This is a genomic window from Rhizomicrobium sp. (assembly GCA_037200385.1).
GTDB lineage: Bacteria > Pseudomonadota > Alphaproteobacteria > Micropepsales > Micropepsaceae > Rhizomicrobium.
On record JBBCGL010000001.1, the window covers coordinates 17136 to 36500 of the forward strand.

General features: G+C 64.2%; 17 protein-coding genes. 10 read left to right on the plus strand and 7 right to left on the minus strand.

What is annotated here, in order from left to right:
- Positions 1–384: 384 nt before the first annotated feature.
- The 4 genes from WDM91_00040 to WDM91_00055 form a co-directional block, all read right to left on the minus strand.
- Complete coding sequence (locus WDM91_00040) at positions 385–1581, minus strand: putative 2OG-Fe(II) oxygenase (GenBank protein MEI9992951.1); 1197 nt, start codon at positions 1579–1581, stop codon at positions 385–387.
- A gap of 51 nt (positions 1582–1632) precedes the next feature.
- Positions 1633–2838, minus strand: coding sequence for a putative 2OG-Fe(II) oxygenase (locus WDM91_00045; protein MEI9992952.1), 1206 nt, complete (start codon positions 2836–2838; stop codon positions 1633–1635).
- 94 nt (positions 2839–2932) lie between these two features.
- On the minus strand, positions 2933–5623 hold the full coding sequence (locus WDM91_00050; GenBank protein ID MEI9992953.1) for an alpha/beta fold hydrolase: 2691 nt from the start codon (positions 5621–5623) through the stop codon (positions 2933–2935).
- Between the two features lie 35 nt (positions 5624–5658).
- Complete coding sequence (locus tag WDM91_00055; GenBank protein MEI9992954.1) at positions 5659–6519, minus strand: cupin domain-containing protein; 861 nt, start codon at positions 6517–6519, stop codon at positions 5659–5661.
- 263 nt (positions 6520–6782) lie between these two features.
- On the opposite strand from WDM91_00055, the gene WDM91_00060 reads away from it, so the two are divergent.
- The 3 genes from WDM91_00060 to WDM91_00070 are packed head-to-tail and all read left to right on the plus strand — an operon-like array spanning position 6783 to position 9223.
- Positions 6783–6932: a hypothetical protein gene (locus WDM91_00060; GenBank protein MEI9992955.1), complete on the plus strand. Its 150-nt coding sequence runs from the start codon at positions 6783–6785 to the stop codon at positions 6930–6932.
- A 21-nt stretch (positions 6933–6953) separates the two neighbouring features.
- Positions 6954–7292 carry a PqqD family peptide modification chaperone gene (locus tag WDM91_00065; protein MEI9992956.1) on the plus strand — a complete coding sequence of 113 codons (339 nt, stop codon included), beginning with the start codon at positions 6954–6956 and terminating at the stop codon, positions 7290–7292.
- Positions 7289–9223: an asparagine synthase-related protein gene (locus WDM91_00070; GenBank protein MEI9992957.1), complete on the plus strand. Its 1935-nt coding sequence runs from the start codon at positions 7289–7291 to the stop codon at positions 9221–9223. The genes WDM91_00065 and WDM91_00070 overlap by 4 nt, the downstream gene beginning before the upstream one ends.
- A gap of 7 nt (positions 9224–9230) precedes the next feature.
- Here the strand turns inward: WDM91_00070 and WDM91_00075 are convergent, their stop codons facing one another.
- Positions 9231–10679 (minus strand): class I SAM-dependent methyltransferase, encoded by a 1449-nt coding sequence (locus tag WDM91_00075; protein MEI9992958.1) that lies wholly within the window; start codon positions 10677–10679, stop codon positions 9231–9233.
- 106 nt (positions 10680–10785) lie between these two features.
- Positions 10786–12621: a RiPP maturation radical SAM C-methyltransferase gene (locus WDM91_00080; protein ID MEI9992959.1), complete on the minus strand. Its 1836-nt coding sequence runs from the start codon at positions 12619–12621 to the stop codon at positions 10786–10788.
- Positions 12622–13106: 485 nt separating this feature from the next.
- Between WDM91_00080 and WDM91_00085 the strand changes: the two genes are divergently transcribed.
- The 4 genes from WDM91_00085 (at position 13107) to WDM91_00100 (ending at position 16056) form a co-directional block, all read left to right on the plus strand.
- Positions 13107–13430: a hypothetical protein gene (locus WDM91_00085; GenBank protein MEI9992960.1), complete on the plus strand. Its 324-nt coding sequence runs from the start codon at positions 13107–13109 to the stop codon at positions 13428–13430.
- Positions 13431–13512: 82 nt separating this feature from the next.
- The gene (locus WDM91_00090) at positions 13513–14037 is read left to right on the plus strand and encodes a hypothetical protein (GenBank protein ID MEI9992961.1); all 525 of its coding nucleotides are present in this window, start codon (positions 13513–13515) and stop codon (positions 14035–14037) included.
- Between the two features lie 55 nt (positions 14038–14092).
- On the plus strand, positions 14093–14455 hold the full coding sequence (locus WDM91_00095) for a hypothetical protein (GenBank protein MEI9992962.1): 363 nt from the start codon (positions 14093–14095) through the stop codon (positions 14453–14455).
- A gap of 77 nt (positions 14456–14532) precedes the next feature.
- Positions 14533–16056: a DUF4384 domain-containing protein gene (locus tag WDM91_00100; protein MEI9992963.1), complete on the plus strand. Its 1524-nt coding sequence runs from the start codon at positions 14533–14535 to the stop codon at positions 16054–16056.
- Positions 16057–16074: 18 nt separating this feature from the next.
- Here the strand turns inward: WDM91_00100 and WDM91_00105 are convergent, their stop codons facing one another.
- Positions 16075–16623, minus strand: a complete 549-nt coding sequence (locus tag WDM91_00105; GenBank protein MEI9992964.1) for an OmpA family protein — start codon at positions 16621–16623, stop codon at positions 16075–16077.
- A 144-nt stretch (positions 16624–16767) separates the two neighbouring features.
- Here WDM91_00105 and WDM91_00110 point away from each other — a divergent pair, with 144 nt between their 5' ends.
- From WDM91_00110 to WDM91_00120, 3 genes are all read left to right on the plus strand, one after another.
- On the plus strand, positions 16768–17667 hold the full coding sequence (locus tag WDM91_00110) for a hypothetical protein (GenBank protein MEI9992965.1): 900 nt from the start codon (positions 16768–16770) through the stop codon (positions 17665–17667).
- Positions 17664–18200: a hypothetical protein gene (locus WDM91_00115; protein MEI9992966.1), complete on the plus strand. Its 537-nt coding sequence runs from the start codon at positions 17664–17666 to the stop codon at positions 18198–18200. The genes WDM91_00110 and WDM91_00115 overlap by 4 nt, the downstream gene beginning before the upstream one ends.
- A gap of 148 nt (positions 18201–18348) precedes the next feature.
- Positions 18349–19365, plus strand: a complete 1017-nt coding sequence (locus WDM91_00120) for a DUF4384 domain-containing protein (GenBank protein MEI9992967.1) — start codon at positions 18349–18351, stop codon at positions 19363–19365.

Sequence of the window (19365 nt, forward strand, 5' to 3'; positions counted from 1 at the left end):
CGAGGGAAGCCTTGTTCGTGCGTCCGCCGCAGCGATACTGCACCGCAACATTCCCGCGCCATGTCACGTTTTTTTTGGTGACTCCATCGGATCACAACAGGCTCTGGGGATGCGATCGGCCGCGGGGCATGCGGCCGAACTCGCAAGATGAAAAAAATTCTTCCACCTCTTGACGCTCTTCGAGGACGTTCCCATCTGGTGTTCTCAGTCGCGGGCTTTCTCGCCGCGGCGTTCTCACCCGCGCCGGATGTCACGGTGCCCGACGAAATTTGAAGCCTGCCAGACGTCTTTTCCTCTCCATGCGGGAAAAGCGCGAATAAGCATATCCACCACGCCGCATGCTGCCGGCATCGCCGCGACGCGTCAGGTCGCAGATGTCAAGGACTACCGTCCCGCGGCAGATTGGGCCTGTGCTTCTGACGCCGGGATCAGGTCGGCCGCCACGGATATCCGGGGCTCTTCGAGGCCCGTCGGCACGACGTCATGAAACAGGTGCGAGGGGAAGAGGATCAACCGGCCTTCGACCGGTTTGATGAACCTCGTGCCCCAGCACGGCCGATAGCCGCCGGTGTAGCGCTCGCATTTTCCAAGCACCAGGGAACCTCTCTCGTCGTTCGCCTCCGATACGATGCGGGGAACGCGAACATAGTAGACGCTCGAGATGTAACCGGCGCGATGGATGTGTTCGCCATTGGCGCCGTCGCGGCGCAGGACGACATTGGCGCTGAACAAGGTTCCCGCTTCGGGCGGCGGCATGACCGCATCGAGACCCAGGGCGGATAGCTGCCGGATATAGGAGTCCATGGCGTCCCGGATGAAAGCCAGGAGCGCCGTCATGGCGGGCTGCGACCGCGTTTGCGGCGCGTAGTCGATCTCGAGGCCATCGCGCTGTGCGCGGGCCGGCCTGACGTCCGCCAGGATCTCCTCCGCCAGCAGTCTGTTGAAATTGGCGAGGCCACCGAACGCGGCGGGCGGATCGAACGACATCGCCACGACGTGGCGGTCGAGGTCGACGAGCTTCGACGCCTCGCTTGTGCGGCCCAGCCGGCTGAACGCGATGGCGCGGTGCGCGCGTACGATCGCGGTGTCCTGATAACGCCGAGCCAGGCCGTCGCAGAACGCAAGCAAAGTCGTCGGATCCGGATCGGGCGCGAGCGGCGCAAGCAGGGCATGCATGGCATTCAACCGTCTGTCGCCCAGTTCGAGCACGGACAGAAACGCCTGCCGTGCCTCTTCGGAACGGCCGAGCAGCGAGAGCGCCTGGCCGCGATGAAAGGCGATCTCCGCCGTCGCAGGCACCGCGTCGCTCCGCATGCAGACGTCGAGCGCCGCTTGGCCTTCGCCGAGCTCCAGATAGCATTGCGCCAGCAAAATCCAGGCGGTGCGATCGCGCGCTTCTCGCGCTACGGCCTGCTCGAAGGCTTGCGCGGCCGCGCGAAAATCGCCCGTGGCCACATACGCCTCGCCAAGCGATGCGAAAAGCGCCGCATCGTCCGGCCGAACGGCGATCGCCTTGTGCAGCAGCGAGATGGTGATTCCGGTCGGAAGGCTTCGGCTCGTCTCGGTGGTCAGCCAATGCATGGGCCGACAATGCGGAACTTCCACGAGCCAGACAAGGTCGCGCTCACGCGTCTATGTCACCACGGTCTCCCCGGCGGGATGGCCGGCTTGGGTCGGCACGACGTCGAACGCGACGCATATGCGTTCGCCGGGCACCTTGCAGGGTTCGGTGGCGTGCGTGACAAAAGAGGGGAACAGGACGATCCGCCCCGGCACCGGCTCGATCGGCGTGATGTCCCAGGGGGCCGCTGCCGAAAGGCCGCGGATGGGCGACCCGACCAGCAGCGCACCGCTATGGCGTTCCGTCTCCGGTTCCCGCGGCGCGGTGACGTAGAAGACGCCGCTCAACCAGCCCGACGGATGCATATGCGCCGTCTGGCGCCCCGTCGTGCCGTTGAAGATCACGGCCCAGGACGAAAGGCGCACGCTCGCCGGCGGCTGCGAGACGTAAGGGTCCGCGCCGCCCTGTCGCTCGCGCGCATAGTCGTCGACGGCATGCTTGATCTGGCGCAAGAGGATATCCAGTGCCGCCTCGCCCTTGAGACCGATATGCATCGCTTGACGGCCGTTGCGTGTCGCCTTGCGCTTCGGATCCGGTATCAATGTCGGATTGTGCCGGATCTCGTCTGCCAGCGCGGCGCAAAACGACTCGCGGGAGTCGAATTCCCCCGGAATGCGCAAATCTCCGACAGATAGCAGGTTGGTGCTCGCCATCAGGGCCGTCGCCTCCGCCCGTTCGCCCAGTTGGGCGAGACCATGCGCCAGGAAACAGCGCGCACCCGCGTCGGCAGGGTTGGTCGCGAGCGCCGCGCGGCATTTCGCGACAAGCGCCCGCAGGTCGGCGTCCGACTTCGCCGTTTCCCACGCCTCATTCAGCGCGAAGCGGCTGATCTGCAAGATCTCGTCTCTTTGCACACCGAGTTCGTTCAGGCGGTCCCGGGCACCGGCCTCGGTGAGCGCGGATTTGAGCAGGGCGTATGTCTCGGCATCCTGCGGTGCATCCGCGAACAGCGCTTCGGCTTCGTCGACGGCACGGTCCAGTTCGCCCGTGGAGAGCAGGAGCGTGATGAACGACCTTCTACCCGCGAGATCTCCGCCAAGCGCCGCTGCGGCGCGCTGCAGTGAGTCTTCGATATCGGCGGCACGCCCGGCCTGGTGCTGCGTGAGGACCAGCGTCCTCCAATTGTCGGCCTTGCCCGGATTCCGCTCCGCCGCGATTTGCGCCAGTTTCAGCATGCCGTCGAGAACGCCCCAACCTGGTTCGATTTGCCAGCGCATCTAAACGGTCGTTCCTTCGAAATCTTGCACGGCATATCCTGGTCTTGATACGGCACGGGCCCGGCAGGGGTTCCGCCCTAGGCCTTTCGATTCTCTACGCGGCCTGATTGTGTTGCGTCCGGTCCGCCCCAACGAGGGTCGCGACGATCTGCGCCGACGTCGGCTCCGTCACGATCTCGAAATGATTTCCCGGCAGCTCGATGATCCGAAGCTCGGAACACCACGCCCTCCAGCCCAGGTCCGGAATGTGCCGCGATAAGCTGTAGGGAGCCGTGCTGACGAACAGCGTCAGGGGCGCCGGCAGCGGCGCGGCAAGGACGTTCTTGAACGCTCTGACGCGCGCACGTCCCATCGCGATCCTCCGCGCGTCGAGCGCCGCCTCCTTGAGCCCCAAACGCGACAGCAGCGCGATGAAGGCGTGGAGCTGCGTGAGCATCCGGCGATTGACCATCTGGTTTGCAGCGAAACGTGCCACGCCTATGATCGCGAAGCCGACCCGCCCGCCGGCCAGCGCGATGCGCTCTTCCAGGGGCGGACGGAACGCGGCGGACATGGCCTTTTGATTATTGCGAGCGTCGATGGCCGCGTCCGTCGGACCATCGATCACACCGACGAATTCGACCGCGATCCCGCGTTCGAGCAAGCGCCGCGCGGCTTCGACGGCGATCCGGCTGCCGAAGGAGCAGCCCACCACCCAAAGCCGGGCTGGCCGCCCCGCCGCCTCGAAGGCGCCGTCGAACTCCGCAAAAACCCGGCCGCGGTCCGCGGGGCCCAGCAGATCCGGCCCGGCGTGACGGTAGTCCATCAAGACGACGTTGAAATGCTCGCTCAGCTTGCGGGCAAAACGGGCCATCGTGAAATCGGCGCCGAAAATCCCCGGAAAGAGGATCAAGGTCGGGCGCCCATCCGTACCGCGCGCGGGCGTCTTTCCGGCAAGTGCCGACAGACGCATCGCCAACTCGCTCGGCCGCGTCGTCTCGTCGAACAGATCGTTGGGAAGATGGCGGTCGAGGCGCCGTTCGATTGCCAGGAGGAGCATCATGCCTTGCAGGGAATCGCCGCCTGCTTCCGCGAACGGCAAATCGCGCCGATACGCATCTGCGCCCAACAAGTCGCTCCACGCCTTTCCGACGATGTCGGCTTTGAGCCTGGCCTCGGTGGCGGCAGCGAAGGCCGTGCCGCGGACGCGCTCGGCATCCATGCGCTCCAACGCGATCAGGTCGACCTTGTCGGTGGCCAGTTTCGGCAGAACGTCCAACCGGATGATCTCCGCAGGATGGAACGCGGGCGGCAGATGCGCAGCGCACCACGCACGGATGGATTCCGTACCGGGAGAAGCTTCGCAGACACAATAAGCGATAGGCTTCGTCTCGGCTCCGGTCATGCGTGCGATCACAGCTGTGTCCTGGACCGCTGGATGCGAGGCGATGACGGCCTCGATCGCGCCCAGGTTTACGGTGTTGCCGCGCACCTTTATCTGCCGGTCGCGGCGGCCGATAAATTCGAGCAATCCATCCGGCAGCACGCGGCCGAAATCGCCCGTGTGATACTCGGTCATGCCGGGATGCCGCGCCGAGTCGACGAATTGCGTCTTCGTCAGCGCCTCGTCGCGCCAATAGCCTGGCGAAAGCCCCTGGCTGGCCACGACGATTTCGCCCACCTCGCCGGGCGCCACGGCCGCGTCGTTTTCATCGATGAGCGCGACGTGCAGGTCGGCCCGCGGAAAGCCGACGGGCACGAGAGGACGTTCGAGCGGCGTCTCGTGATCGACGAACCAAGCGGCATAGGGGCGTGTCTCCGTCGTTGCGATGTCGAGGCTGAGGCGGCACGTTCGCGGGAATACCTTTCGGTAAAGCTCGACATCGCGCCGCGTCACCCGGTCTCCATTCAGCCGCACGATCCGGATATCGCCGGCCGCGTCGCCGTCGGTCTCCGCGCCGCCGAACAGGGCACGGAATGCGCTGGGGACCGAATGGAACACGGTGACGTTCTGCCGTCGAAGCTCGCGCAACGCCGCCGAAAGCCCGAGACGCTTCAGGTCGACGATGGCGAGCCTTGCGCCGCTCAGAAGCGCACCGAAAATATCGCGGTTCGAGATGCTGACGCTGGGAGAAAACAGCAGCGAATGGCAGTCGCCGGGGCCAAGGCCCATGAGATCGATGAAATGCTCCATGTCGTAGACAAGGCCGGATTCGCTGTGGCAGACGCCCTTCGGCTCGCCGGTGCTGCCGGACGTGTAAAAGATCGTGGCGATCCGGTCGGCGGCGGTGCCAGGCGAGGGTGGCGGCGTGTATCCCGATGACGGGGGCGGGATTGCGATCGGCCGGACCGAAGGGTCGAGCGCCCGGGCAATGGCGGCCGTCGCGTCGTTTACGACCACGCCGGTCATCCCCGAATGCGTAACGATGCGCAGGTTGCGCTTTTCGGGAAAGCCGCTGTCCATCGGAACATATGTCTTCCCGGCCAGCAGCATCGCCACGATGGCGACGATATATTGGGTCGAGAGGGGCAGTAGAATTCCGATCGGATCGGCGAACGCGGACAGTGTCCCGGCCAACGCACCGGCATGCGCGATCAACTCGCCGAAAGTGATGGCCGTTTCGCCATCGTCGACGGCAACGGCCCGCGGCTGTGTCGCGGCGCGCGCGAGAATCCGCGATGCGAGCGCATTCGTGTTTTCGGCCTGCCAGATGCGGTCCAAGGGTTGGCTCTTATGACGGTCGTGGCGATTACGGGACATGCGTATATGCGTGTCAACATGCCGATCGACCCACTTGCCAGACATGGCGGTTCCGCCCGTCAATGGCGGCCGCAGGAGCGCTATGCCTTCGGTTTGCGCACCCCTGCGATGATCGCGTCGCCGAACGATAGCGCGTCGATCTTCTCCAGAAGCCGTCTTTTGACGTGCGCTTCGACCGTGTCCAATTCCGACGGATCGGCCAGCCGCGTTACGGGCTGCCGGAACAACTCCTCCGACAGCATCCCGAGAACCATGTCGTAGATCGGCCGCCACGCCACCAGGGGCTCGAAGAATATCCCGAGGTGAAGGGACCGCTCCGGTCCGTTCTCGCAGTGATGCCAGGAGCCCGCGGGCAGGAAGAGAAAGTCGCCCGGCTGCAGCACCTCATCGAATATGGGCGCCCCTTCGGGGGGTGGGGCCTTCGGCATTCCCTTTGTCGGATTGGCCGCCGTGGCGTGGTGGATTTGCCAGCGCTTGCTCCCCTCGAGCTGCAGGATGATGAGATCTTCGTCGTCATAATGCTGCTGGAAGGCGCCGCCCGCCCCGACTGTGACAATGACGCCGACCTGTATCTTCTCGGGAATATGCGAACGGATATCGTCGCAAAGCGCTGCCAATGCCGGGATATGCGTTTCCACGGGCACCACGACAAGACTGGTGTTCCCCCGCATCTGCGTATCCAGCCGCCCAAGATCGATTCGCTTGTTGTCCGAATAGAAAATCCGCTGCACGACGACCGATTCGCGCTGAACGCGGAGGCTGTCGAGCGGAAAGTCCGGCTTTGAAAGCAGTTTGCGGAGCGTCGTCCAATCGAGGAGGCCCGCGAATCGGTTCCCGCCTGGGTTGCGCCAGAACAGCAATTCGCGGCGGCGCAGCAAAGCCAGGAACTCAGCCACGGTCAGCGGCGCGACCAATTCCGCAAGGTTCCGGACCGTTTCCATCGTATAACCGCCACTTTGAGACCTAAATACCACAGCGAGGCGCACGCCGGCGCAGAACTGCATCGTTCACGGCAGACGCTTGTGATTTTTCTTGCGCAAAATACCAGGCTTCCGTAGGAACCATCCTGCATGCTGCCGGATTACACAACTAGGCGTAGTGTCGGTTGGATGGGTATGAGTTTTGTGTAATATGCTTATCTGCGTTAACGCCGTCCACATCGCACGGGGACGGCAATGTAGTTACAAGGCTAGGAGCCAAGCGCATGACGGATAATCATCCCAAGTCGGACGTGCAAAACGTGGTGCCCGTGCGCAAGGAACCCTACACGAAGCCGTCCTTTCACCGCATTGGCGCAGACGAGGCGGAAACAGGCATCCAGTTCGGTCCCGAGATTCTGATCCTCTTGAGTTGATCGCCGCGGCGGTAATAGCTCGTGGCAGTGGATGCAGATGAGATGGGGAACGTCGCTCCATTGCGTCCGGACTCGCGCGTCTCGCGCAGTGGCAAGATGGTCGAAGCCGAGGTCAACGGCGAGATAGTCATATTGCATGTCGAACTGGGCACTTGCTACGGCCTGAATACGGTTGGGTCGCGCGTCTGGCAACTCATCGCTTCGCCGATGCCGGTCGCCGACATCGTCGCTGCGATCCAGAGCGAATATGTGGATGTTCCCGACGACTGCGAGCGGGATGTCCTTGAGCTGCTCGATGGTCTGCGTTCGGAAGGATTGGTCACGGTCGAGGTGATATCGCAGGCGACCGCAGAGCAATGACTGCCATCGCCGGGTTGTGGCGCATCGGCGGTCCCAACGACGCCGCGGCGGCCTGTGCGCGCATGCTGGCCGCACAAAAATTATATGGACCGCATGCGACGGACCAATGGGATGACGGTTTCGTCGCCCTCGGCAGGGCCTTGTTTCGCCTGTTGCCGGAGGACATTCACGATCGGCAGCCACTCGTTGGTGCAGGCGGCAAGTATGTCCTCGTTGCGGATATACGTCTCGACAATCGCGAAGAGCTGTCGCGCGCCCTGAACATCGCGCCAGGACGCGCGCTGTGCGATGCCGAGATCCTGTTGGCCGCATTCGAGACTTGGGGCGAAGCGATGCTCGAACGCATCGTCGGCGACTATGCGTTCGTCGTCTGGGACTCGGCCCGGCGCCGCTTCCTGCTGGCTCGCGATCCCTTGGGACAAAGGCCGCTGCACTATCACCGCGCGCCGGGTTTGTTCGCCTTTTCCAGCATGCCGAAGGGTTTGCACGCGCTGGCCGAGATCGAACGGGCGCCGGACGTGGAGCGCGTCTCGGAATTCCTGGTCTTGTTGCCGGAGACCGGACCTCAGACGAATTTCAAGACCATCGAACGCGTCGAGCCCGGCCACATCGTCACGTTTCACGCCGGAGGCATATCCTCCCGCCGCTATTGGGAGCCGTCGCGGCCAAGCGGGCGGCCCAGGAGTGCCGGCGATTACGCCGAGGGCGTGCGGTGGCATATGGACCAAGCGGTGCGGGCAAGGCTGCGTGGTGCGGTCCGCGCGGCCGGGACGCATCTGAGTGCGGGTCTCGACAGTTCCGTCGTCACGGCGACCGCGGCGCGCGAGATGGCGGCGACGGGCGGACGGATCGTGGCGTTCACATCGGTCCCCAGCGAAGGCTTCGCAGCGCGGCCGGGCGATGTCCGCATCGCCGACGAGGGGCCCTTGGCAGCGGCGACGGCGGCGCGCTATTCGAATGTCGAGCATGTCCTGGTCCGCGGCGACATGGCATCGGCGCTCGATCTGCTCGATCGCTATTTTTACCTGTTCGAACAGCCCGTCCGCGATCTGCCCAACGGGACATGGTTCTGCGCGATCAACGATGCGGCACGCGACCGCAAATTGTCGGTGTTCCTGCCCGCATACATGGGCAATCTGAGTTTCAGCTACAATGGCTTCGAGCTCCTGCCGCAGGATCTCGCGGGCGGTCATTGGCTGCGGTGGTCGCGCGAAGTCGCCGGCGTGGTCCGCAAGCGGCACATGACACTGCTGGCCGCCCTTGCCGCGAGCCTGGGCCCGCATATCCCGCCCGGGCTGTGGCGCTGGCTGAAGATCGCCATCCAAGGCCGGGCGCCGAGCGTGCTCACGCACACGGGCATCAACCCGCGGCAGCTTGCCGAGCTCGATCTGGCGGCACGGGCGCGGGCGCGGGACATGACGTTCGAATACCGTCCGCGCAAGGACGGCTTTTCGACACGGCTCTGGGCCTTGCGCCGCACGGATATGGGCAACATCAACAAAGGCTCGTTGGGGGGCTGGGGCGTCGATCATCGCGATCCGACGACCGATCGGCGGCTCGTCGAGTTCTGCCTCGCCACGCCGACCGAGCAATTTCTGTCCGGCGGCATCTCGCGCGCGCTTGCCCGCCGTGCCTTTTCCGACCGCGTTCCGGCGTCGGTGCTGAACGAACGCCGCCGCGGTCTTCAGGGCGCGGACTGGTACGAGGGTATTCGCACCCTTCACGCCGAGTTTGCCGAAGAGATCGCCCGGCTGGACGATTGCTCTGCCGCGGCGGAAACGCTCGATCTCGCGCGCCTGCGGGCTCTGACCGACGCATGGCCGCAGGATGGCTGGGATGGCGACGCCGTCGCGCTTTCCCATCGCATTGTGCTCACGCGCGCCCTGGCCGTCGGGCATTTTTTGCGCAAGGCGTCCGGCGGCAACCGCTAGAACGCGTTCATGGCATGGGCTTTCGGCACCAGAAATCGTACATCTGCGAGAATAGAAGAGGTTCGCGCCGTTCCATCTCCGCCCATGCGGCGATGTCGCGGAACAGGACATCAGCCGGATTCTCGGCGCGATACCGTTCGGCTTTTGCGCGCGTGGGCAGGCTGAAGGCCAGCAGGCGAAGTCCGACCCGCGCGATTGCCGCTGAGATACGCGGCACGTCGAAGAAGACTTCTTGCCGGTGCAGCAGCAGATCGTGAATCCCGGCAAGCGTGTAGAAGTCCAGCGAGCCGGCCACCAGGCCGGGCGCCTGTGCGATAAGCCGGCGGCGGACCGTCCGCAGCAAATCTGCGTCGACTGGAAGCTGGGCCAGGTCTGCGATGATCTTTTGCGCCGCGTGGATGCGTAGCCGCGCGGTCCTGCTGTACAGCATGACCCGCATCACGCCGCCGGGCACGAGGGCGTCGGCGAGAGCGCCCCAGCCTTTCTCGGGATCGGGCAGATGGTGCAGCACGCCGCTGCTGACGATGGCGTGGAAGCGGCGGTCCAATGCCGAAACATCGTGCAGGTCCAGCGGCCGGAATTCGATGTTCCGCAGCCCCATGCGCGCACATCTCTCCGTGCCGTAGCGCAGGCTCGCTTCGCTAATATCGATGGCGGTGATGCGGGCATCGGGGAAATGCGAGGCCAGGATCGCCGTTTCGCGTCCTGTGCCGCAGCCGGCGACCAGGATATCGGCTGCGACCGGAATGTTGTCCGGTCCATCCGGGTCCAGCTTCTTGACCAGTGCCGGAAGGGTCCCCTGCTTGGATACCATGATGCGAGACCACGGCGGGTAGGGCCAACCTTCATATTGCTTCGCCACCGCGCCGGTCACCGGGTCGGCAAAATCCCGCGAGCTGCCGCTGTCATGGCGCAGCGGCGCATAGGCATGCGCGATGGGCGTTTCGCCATCGGCCTCCAGCCGCGCCTGTTCGGCCTCATCGATGAGCCAGGCTCCGCCATTGTGGACGGCCTGCGTCGCCAGCGCTTCGACCGCATTGGGGAATTCGCGCCAGCTTTCGCGCAACAGCAGCCATCGGCGCAGCGCAGTAAGGGGCAACTCGACCTCGAGGTTGCGAACGAAGGTTTCCCGGAGCAAATCGAGCGCAAGGCCGCAATGTTCGAGCCATGTCGCCAAGTCGCGGGGATCTGCCGCGATGCCGGCGCGAAGCAACGCAGACTCCCGCAACAACAGTCTCCAACCGGCAGCACCGATGTAACCGGGATCGACCTGGGGATCGGCGAGCAACCCTCGCAATGACTGCGCCATGTCGGCGGTCACGAGATCCGGATTGTCCCGGAGCAGACGCGCGACCAGTCCCTTCGCGGCGCGGCTGCCGGGCGCCGCCGTCAACGCGCTCCACGCTGCCGCCAGGGCCTCTTGGGGGCGCCCGGATGCTTCCAGCGCATGCGCCAAGCTTTCCGATCGTGTCGTGTCAGGGCCGCTCATTGCCGGCGGCAACGGGGAGAGCATAGGCGACATCTTCCCGCCGAGGTTTGGCAGTGCGCGCGCCCCACGGCGATCAGCTTGCCATTGCGGGAGCCGCTTCCCGGCGTGGCGCTGCCGTGCTCGCCGCGGTCCGGGATCTGGTGACGACGCTCAGCAGGAGACCTTCATGCTCGACCAGGAAATGCCGATCGAGGAGGAAACGGACGATATGCGCCGCTGCGCCTTCGAGGGCGTCGCGCGGCTGCGGACGTTCGAAATGTTTCAGCGTTTCGAACGCTTCGCGCGAAATGACGGTCAGCCCCTGCACTGCGACGCTGCGCGTGTCCGCGATCGCCAGCTGCCCTCCGCCGCCATCCACGACGCGGAGCACCGGAAGATGATCGGGCCGGTGCCATTGATGCTTCCAGACGCCGATCGCCAGTCGCAGCTTGTCGATTGTGCCCTTGTCCTCCAGCAACGGCGTCGAATAGCTGCCGGAGAAGTGATAGGCGATATCGGATAGCGGTGCGTCGTCGGGATAGAGGCCGGTGTAGCCGGGTACGGGAACGACGTTCTCGATGCCGAACTGTTCCGGCGTGTTGTGATACGGGCTGAACCTGTCGATGATGATCCTGTTCAGGCCGGATGGCGGCTGCAGATGCGGGATTTTGGGCAACAGCCGCAGAACGGCCTCGTAATCTTCCAGGGTTTCGCCCGGAAGCCCATACAGATAGTTCCACGCGACCCTGACCCCCATCGATTTGCATGACCGCAGGAGGCTCAGATTCTGCAGTCCGGAAACGCCCTTTCGCATCAGCTTCAGCACATGGGACGACAGCGACTCGATGCCGGGTTGGATTGCGTCGATGCCCGCTCGCGCCATGCTTTCGATCTGGTCGTCGCGCAGATTGGCCTTCACTTCGTAGAAGAGCCTGGGGCGCGCCGGCCAGTCTGCCAGTTTCGGCAGCAGCGTCTTGAAATAGTTGAGCGGCATGATGTTGTCCGCCAGGAAGAAGCGTTTGGCATCCCAGGCGCTCGTCAACGCCTCGATCTCGCTCAGCACGCGGTCGGCGGGTTTTTGGCGGAATTCCATGCCCTCGCCATTGAGGCCGCAAAAGGTGCAATGGTGCTTCTCGCCCCACCAGCAGCCGCGTGACGTCTCCATGGTGAGAAATTCCGGAAGCTCCGGCGGCAGACGCCCGTCGCGCTGCTCCTGCCGCAACGCCAAGAAATAGTCGGAAAAATCGGGCGCAAAAACGCGGCGGAAATCGCTGATCGGCTCGCACGCGATCAGTTGTTTTGGCGGCCGGACACCATCGCGTACCAGCCGTTCGCAGAACTCCGGAAATTCGGAATCCGCCTCGCCGACGAAGAAGTGATCTATCCAGGGGAAGGCGCCGGCAAGACCGGCGCCCATGGGGCCGGCCACGTTCGCACCGCCCATGACGACGATGATGTGCGGCGCCGCGGCCTTGACCCGCCACGCCAATCCGGCGGCCGCCAAATTCTGCTGAAACGTGGACGAGATGCCGAGAATGCGCGGATTGCGCGCAACGATCCGGCGCGTCATCGCGTCTTGGTACGGACCGATCTCCGGCGCAAGCCCGTCGTAGCGTTGTTGAAACTCCCGCGGAAATCTCGCGGGCGGGGCGGCGGCCGACTTGCTGTCCTGCGGATACGCGTGTGGCCGAAAGAGATGTTCGCCCAGAAGCGCGCTCATGGGCGAATCGCAAACCGCCTTGTAGGCGTCATATCCGATCTGCGACGCCAGCAATATGCTGCCGTAAACGATTTCCACGCTGAGGCCGCGCGCACGGCAAGCCGAAGCCAGGACCGACGTTCCGAGCGCTGGAAAATTGATGGCGTCGAAAGGCGGGACGACCAGACAGACGTCCAATTGCGCGTCGTTCTCGGGGCCGCTTCGGTCCACCCAAACCTCTGCTGAAAGTCACCGGTGACACTATTGCATCGCAACCAGCAGAGCCATCGCTAAAGTTGGTCGCGCAAGGCCGCCCCCGACCGGCCAAACCCGGGAGCGCGTAGAGGGTGCTGCCTGCGATCCGATGTCCAGGTTCCCTCGCTGTTTGTCCGGCACAGTCGCTGTGGGCGGCAATCACCAAACCACCTCAAATCGGGTGGGCGAACGCCAATGCGCCGGACAATAAGATACTCAAAATATTGATATTTCTCTGGATTTCTTGTGATTCCACAAATACTGCATTTTCGCGTGAATACTATGCTGGTCGTCGCGACAATATTTCACAAATCGCCTAGGATATTTGCAGGTGGGGTACGGGGCGGTTTTTTCCAAAAAAAGTGAAGCCGAAGCGGTACGGACGCCGCCACTTCCCGCCCATTACACGGGCAGGAGGCGGCGCAGGGTCGCTTTCAAGCATAACGCAAACGGAGATTGTCATGCGCAACACGCTCATTCTGGCCGCGATTACCGGCCTCCTGATGACCTCGGCTGCCAACGCGCAGTTCTTCAACAGCAGCGCCACGGGCACGAACATCGAGGGTAACGTCAACATCACGACGAACGCCCAACAGGTCACGCAGGTCGGCATCGGCGACAACATCCATCAGAACCAGCTGATCAGCTCGATCGCCGAAGGCACGTCCATCAAGGGCGACGTCACCATCAACACCCAGCTGCAGCAGGTGACCCAGGTCGGTATCGGCGATGATATCCACCAGAACCAGCAGATCGGCTCGATCGGCGGAGCCAAATCCAACTGACGGGGCGACCCAGGCATGCGCCCGGACGGCATCCGGCAGCCGGGCGCATCGTCCCGCTTCATCGGACCAAGAGGAGGTCGGTATGTTCAAGAACAAGACAGCCGCCGCAGGCGCATTGATGCTCCTGATGACAGGCGCAGCGCAGGCGCAATTTTTCAACAGCGGTACTGCCGTCGACGGCAGCGCGTCCATGTCCGTCGTGCAGGGCAGCAACACCATGGTGGGCATCGGCGTCGCCGAACAGGTTTCGGGGATCGACTCGAGCGTGACGGATGGAAGCCATGTCCGCGGCAGCTTCGCCGGTCGGACGGTGACAGGCAGCGAAACGACGGTTGCGCTCGGCGCCGGTGCGCTGGCGCGCACCGTACAGGCGAGCGTCAACGACGCCAGCACCGGCGGCAACGTCTCACTCACCGCAGAATCCGGCGACGTGACCACGGTGGCTCTCGGCGGGGGCGCCAGCGCTTGCACCAGCATCGCTTCCGTCAATCGCTCGACGGCGGGCAGCTTCCGGTCGACGGTCGTGACCGGCGGCGTCCTCAATGTCGGAATTGGCACGTTCTGGCCCGGCCGCGTCACGCTGGGCTCGCTCGGCCGCGCCTGCTGATGGCGCCCGGCCCCATGAATCGATCGCGCACCCATCGCAACGAAAGGAAAATCCCATGATTTCGCCCAAGACCTTGCTGGCATGCACCTTCTTCGTGATGCTTGCGGGCGCCGCCCAGGCGCAGGAGATCAACACCTTCGCGTCGGCCGATGCAGGTACGGAGGCCAGGGTCGACCGCCTGCGCGCGTTCGGCGACTCTTACAAGCAAACCTGGACGCCGACGAACAACTTCAACTGTTCCGACATCACGCTGGGGTCGAATACCGGCCCGTCGCCCAATGATGTCTACGACGCGAGCGGTGCGATGTTGCCGCCCCGCGCGGCCGACGCGCCTCAGAACGCCGTAGTGCAGCAGGACCCGCTGCAGACGACGGTCGTGACCGGCGTGATCAACGATCTGTGCTTCGCGCGCCCGTGACAAGGCGGACCATCGCGAAGCATTGCGAACTGGAAGACGGACCGGCGGCGGGATCGCCGGTCCATGAGGAGGGAAAGATGTTCGATCGCATTATCGGCGGGCGCGCCTGGAAGCAGTTCACCGCGCTCTCGCTCATCGGCTCGTTGCTGGCCGGCTGTGCCACGCATGCGCCCGATGCCGCCTATGTTGTCGCGCAGCCGCAACAGACGCCGGTCGCGACGGTCACCAATTTCACCGAAGCCCTCCGCTGCATGGACGACATGTTTCTGCAGCGTGGATTTCGCTACAATATTCCAATCACCTCGGTCGGCATCCTCGACAGGACGGGCAAGGTGAACGCGGGCACGCGAGACATGCTGATCGCCGCGGTCTCGGCGATGTCCTTGCGGTCGGGTTCGTTTCGCTATGTCGACCAGGACATCAGCTTCCAGGAGGTATTCGGACCGAACCAGCGTATCCTCGCCGGCGGCTTGTTCATCCGCGGCTCCATCAGCGAACTCGACCAGGGTGTGACGGAGGACTCGTCCGGTGGCGGCATCACGGTTTCGACTTCCCTGGGCGCGGGTTTCAATCGCCAGAACATGTCGTCGCTGATGACGGTCGACATGAGTCTCGACGACATTGCGTCGCGCACCGTTCTGCCGGGCACCAGCGTCAGCAACACGCTGGCGATCGGCCGGCGTTCGAAGGGCGCCGATCTCGATGCGCGCATCAGTTCGGTCGGACTCGACTACAGCGTCAGCATGAATGAGCAGGAAGGGACCCATGCGGGCCTGCGCACGCTGATCGAACTGACGGCGATCGAGATGCTGGGCCGCTATGCCAAGGTGCCGTACTGGCAATGCCTCGGCCTGGCCTCGACCGATCCGCGCTCCAAGACCGTGGCCTACGACCAATTCACCTCCATGCGCGACGAGCAGCGCGTTTCGTTTATCGCGTCGGCGCTGAAGAGCGCGGGCTACTACGGCGGCCCGGCGGTCACCGTGCTCACGCCCGAGTTGCGCGCTGCCGCAGCGCGGTATCAACAGGACAACAACATGCCGGCGCTGGGCTTGCTGAACTTCGAGCTCTACTACGCTCTTGTCAGTGGGCCCGCGGCCGCTTCCGCGCCGCCGCTCGAAACGCCTGGCCCGGCGCCGGGTGCCGAGATACCGCAAGCCATGGTGCCGGCTGTCGGGTTGTCGCGGCTGTCGGCCGTCACCGGCGGCGTCTATGTCGGCGAGACGATCACCTTCACGGCGGATTTGGCGCATGACGGCTATCTGGCGTGCTTCTACCAGGACGGCGACGGTCGGGTGTTCCGGACCTATCCGAACCCGACCCAGCCCAGCGAATTCGTCGGCGAGGGACGCAAAGTGCAAATCCCCGGCGCCGGGGATTTCTTCCGCATCCGTCCAACGACGGCCGGGCGACGCGAACAATTCACCTGCTTTTCGTCGAGCCGATCGGTTCTCGCGGCGCTGCCCGAGAATCTCTCGCGACCCGTGCTCGCCCCGCTGCCGGTAGACAGCCTCAGCGCGCTATATCGCCAGCTGTCCGCCGCTTTGGGACGCGATCTTCAAACGGCCAACAACATCTATCCCGTGGCGGCCAATCCGTGAGGCGTTGCCCGGTATCGCTCAGAGCAGGTTGATGATCTCGACGCGGCGATCCTTCGCCGCGTCGGATCCACCGGCACCTCTCTTGCCCAGGCCCTGGACATAGAGCCGCGACGGCGCCGTGCTGAACTTGGTCGCCAGGATTTCGAACACGGCAGCGGCACGCAGCACCGAAAGCCGCAAATTCTGGGCGTCGCTTCCCTTGCTGTCCGTGTAGCCGACAATGGCGAAATGATACCTCGCAAGCTCGGGCTTGTTGAGCGCCGATGCGAGCTCGCGCAATTGCGCCATCGATTCCGGCTTGATCGTCGCGGAGTTGAAGTCGAAGTAGACCGTGATGTCTGAGTGCGGCGCGTTCGCCTGCGGCGGCGGTGGGGGCGCAGCGGGTTCAGGCGCCTGGCCCGGCTGGACGATCTCGAGCGACAGGTTGTGCGGATCGCCGTGCGCCCGATGCTGGCCGCCCGGCCGAAGTTCGCTGCCAATCTCGTCAGCGGGTTTGACTTGCGCAAGAGCAGGAACGCCAATCATCGCAACAGCCGTGGCGAGAATCGCCGCGAGCTGTTTTTGCATTTTTCCGACCATTACGATCATCCGTGTAAAAGTGGGTTACGGGGCTGGATTTATCGAAACAGATTCGCAGAATACTAAGGGTATTACGGTGTGTTTTTCCAGACGTACTCTTCACAACGAAATTCTACACTATTGGAAGTCGCGATGGAAAAGGAAGAGATCTTACTGACCAGGGATTGGGGGCGGATTTCGTCCAAGCTGCTCAGGGTGCTCTGGGAGCACGCGGAGACGCTTTGCGGCGCGCTCATGGAGATGGGCGAAGATGGATTCGACGCGGTCTGGCCGCTCTTCCTGGACGAGACGCTTCGCGATCTGGAGCACCGCCGCAACCGGGCCGGAGACTGGGCGCAGACCTGGGAACTGGCAATCAGTCTGATGGCTGAGAGCGATCTGCTGAAGGATGCGCTCCGGGACGGAAAAGCCATGTTCGCGCGGGGCAATCCCAAGTCGGCATTCCGCACGATCGCGAGCCGCGCGCTGCGCAAGATGCGCTGGCCGTTGCTCAATGCCCGGTCGCCGGGCCATCTCGCCGTCTGGGAACGCCTCGATAAAGTCAGCCGGGACTTGCTCAAGGAAGCCGGCCTCGGAATCTCTCGCCCCTACAATCGCTGTCAAGCGGAGCATTTCGAGGCATTGCTGGCGCGGCTGCGGGAACGGCATCCGAACGACCACAATCTGCCGCGTACCCTCGTCTCGGTTGAGGACCTGTTCCAACAATTCTGCTCCGACTGCCAACAAATGATGGTCGAAGTCGAAGATGCCGAGGAGGTGAGTGTGCAGGACGTGGCGGTCCTTCCCGGCTTCGACCGCCGCCTGGCCTTCCTCGACGAGTGCAGCCGCCAGCTCGGAGGGGTCGAAAACGAGATCATCCAAACGGTGCTGTTGCGGAGCAAGGTGGTCGACATCAGTCCCGACGGCGACGGGCGCGTCGAAAGATTCTGTCGGGATCACGGACTCGCGCGCCGGCAATACTACAAACACCTGAATTCGGCCCAGCTTAAGATCAAGCTCTGCATCGAACGCAAACAGGAGAACGCCATATGAATTCGCGTAATTCGGCGGAGCTTCTTGCCGAGATCTTGAACGCCCAGGTCGAGGACGCGCCGCCCGAGGCGACGCCGACGATATGGCGCCAAGCTATTCTCGGCCAGGGAAGGCTCACTGCGCGCGAGGAGAATATCCTGTGGACGTCGCCGTCGGCGCGCGCCGCCTTCCTGCGCCTGCGTCATGAGCTGCTTGCGCCGGCCCGCGATGCGTGGCGCGACCGAGGCCATGACAACGTCGTGACGCTGCGCGCTGCGGCTTCGGAGGCCGGCGAGCAGGTCGTCGAAGGCAATGGCTGGCGTCTTTCCGTCACGCCCGTCGCAGGCGACGACTGGGTGCTTACGCTGCAGGTCGACAGCGCCGTGGCGGCACTGATCCCACCCTCGGCACAATTGCGTCTTGTCGATGGCGAGGGGCTGATATGGGGCCAGGGCGTGCCGGGCAGCGACGGCGGGCTCGACCTCGATTGGCCGCATGACGGGTCGCCGCTCGAAAGGCTGCGCCGCACCAATCTTCGGCTCGAGATCGTTTGAGCGCCGGACCAAGGCCGTGATTCCGACCGAAGACGATATGTCGCCGCACGAGGAGGCTGTGCTGTTTCCGACGATCGGCGACGGCAAAGCCGAGCTCTTGAGCATTGGTTGCCGGCGTATTCCGGATTGGGACAACAAGGAGCGCCCCGTGCGTGCGCCGGGCCTGCCGCAAGCGCAGGACATCCTGCTCGATGCGCGTGCCGACGAGCGTCCATCGACCATGGAGCTCGGCGTGCAGGTAGTGGCGGAGAAGCGGGATTTCTCCGGCGACAGTTTTGGTCTTGCACTCGCCGTCGCAGACAAGCTGGCGCGCTTCGGCCGGACCTATCCCGGGCGCCGCATCTATGCGACCGGCGCCATCGCGCGCGGCGGCCGGGGTATGCTGGCGCCGGTCGCGGGCTTCGACGCCAAGGCGGTCGGCATACTGGATCACGTCGCGGCATATCAGATCCAGGATGCGATTTTTCTGTTCGCGCAGGACAATCTCCCGCAGCTGAGCGAGCAGACCCGCGCCTTGCTGGACGCGGCTTATGAGGATAGCGGGCTGGAATGCATGCCGCTCATGCGCCTGTCCGACTGTTCCCGGTTGTGGCGGCAACCTATATGGCGTTCGCCGCAGACGCGGCGCGGATTCCGCTTCGCGGTGGCAACCGGCATTGCCGGCGCGATATTGCTGGCGGCCGCGGCCTTTGCATTCTGGCCGAGGCCGCAAGTGGTCGCGGTGGCTCCGACGACCGCGGACGACTGCATCGACGAAGGCAGCAACACGCAGATTGCCGGCCCGATCGCGGTGCGCAGCCCGAGCGAGCAGGGCGAATTCGGGTTGGACGCCTGGCTCAATGGAAGGGCGGCGGTCTATGCGGTCGGCGAGGTGATGACACTGCATTTCAGCGTGACGAGACCGGCTTATGTGCAGGTGTTCGACCTCGACCGCATGGGCCGTGCGACGCGGCTCTTTCCCGATGCACACCAAGCCGGCGCGCTGCTGTCGCCGGGCGAAAAGGCCGGCTTCGCGATGAAGGCGGCGGGGCCTGCAGGCGTGGAGATGCTCAAGGTCATCGCGACGTCCGATCCACCGGACGGCGGCGCGCGACCCGATCCGGAGTTCGCGGCCGCGCCGGGACAGTGGCAGGAACGCGCGATCTGCCTGAAGATCACGTCCTGA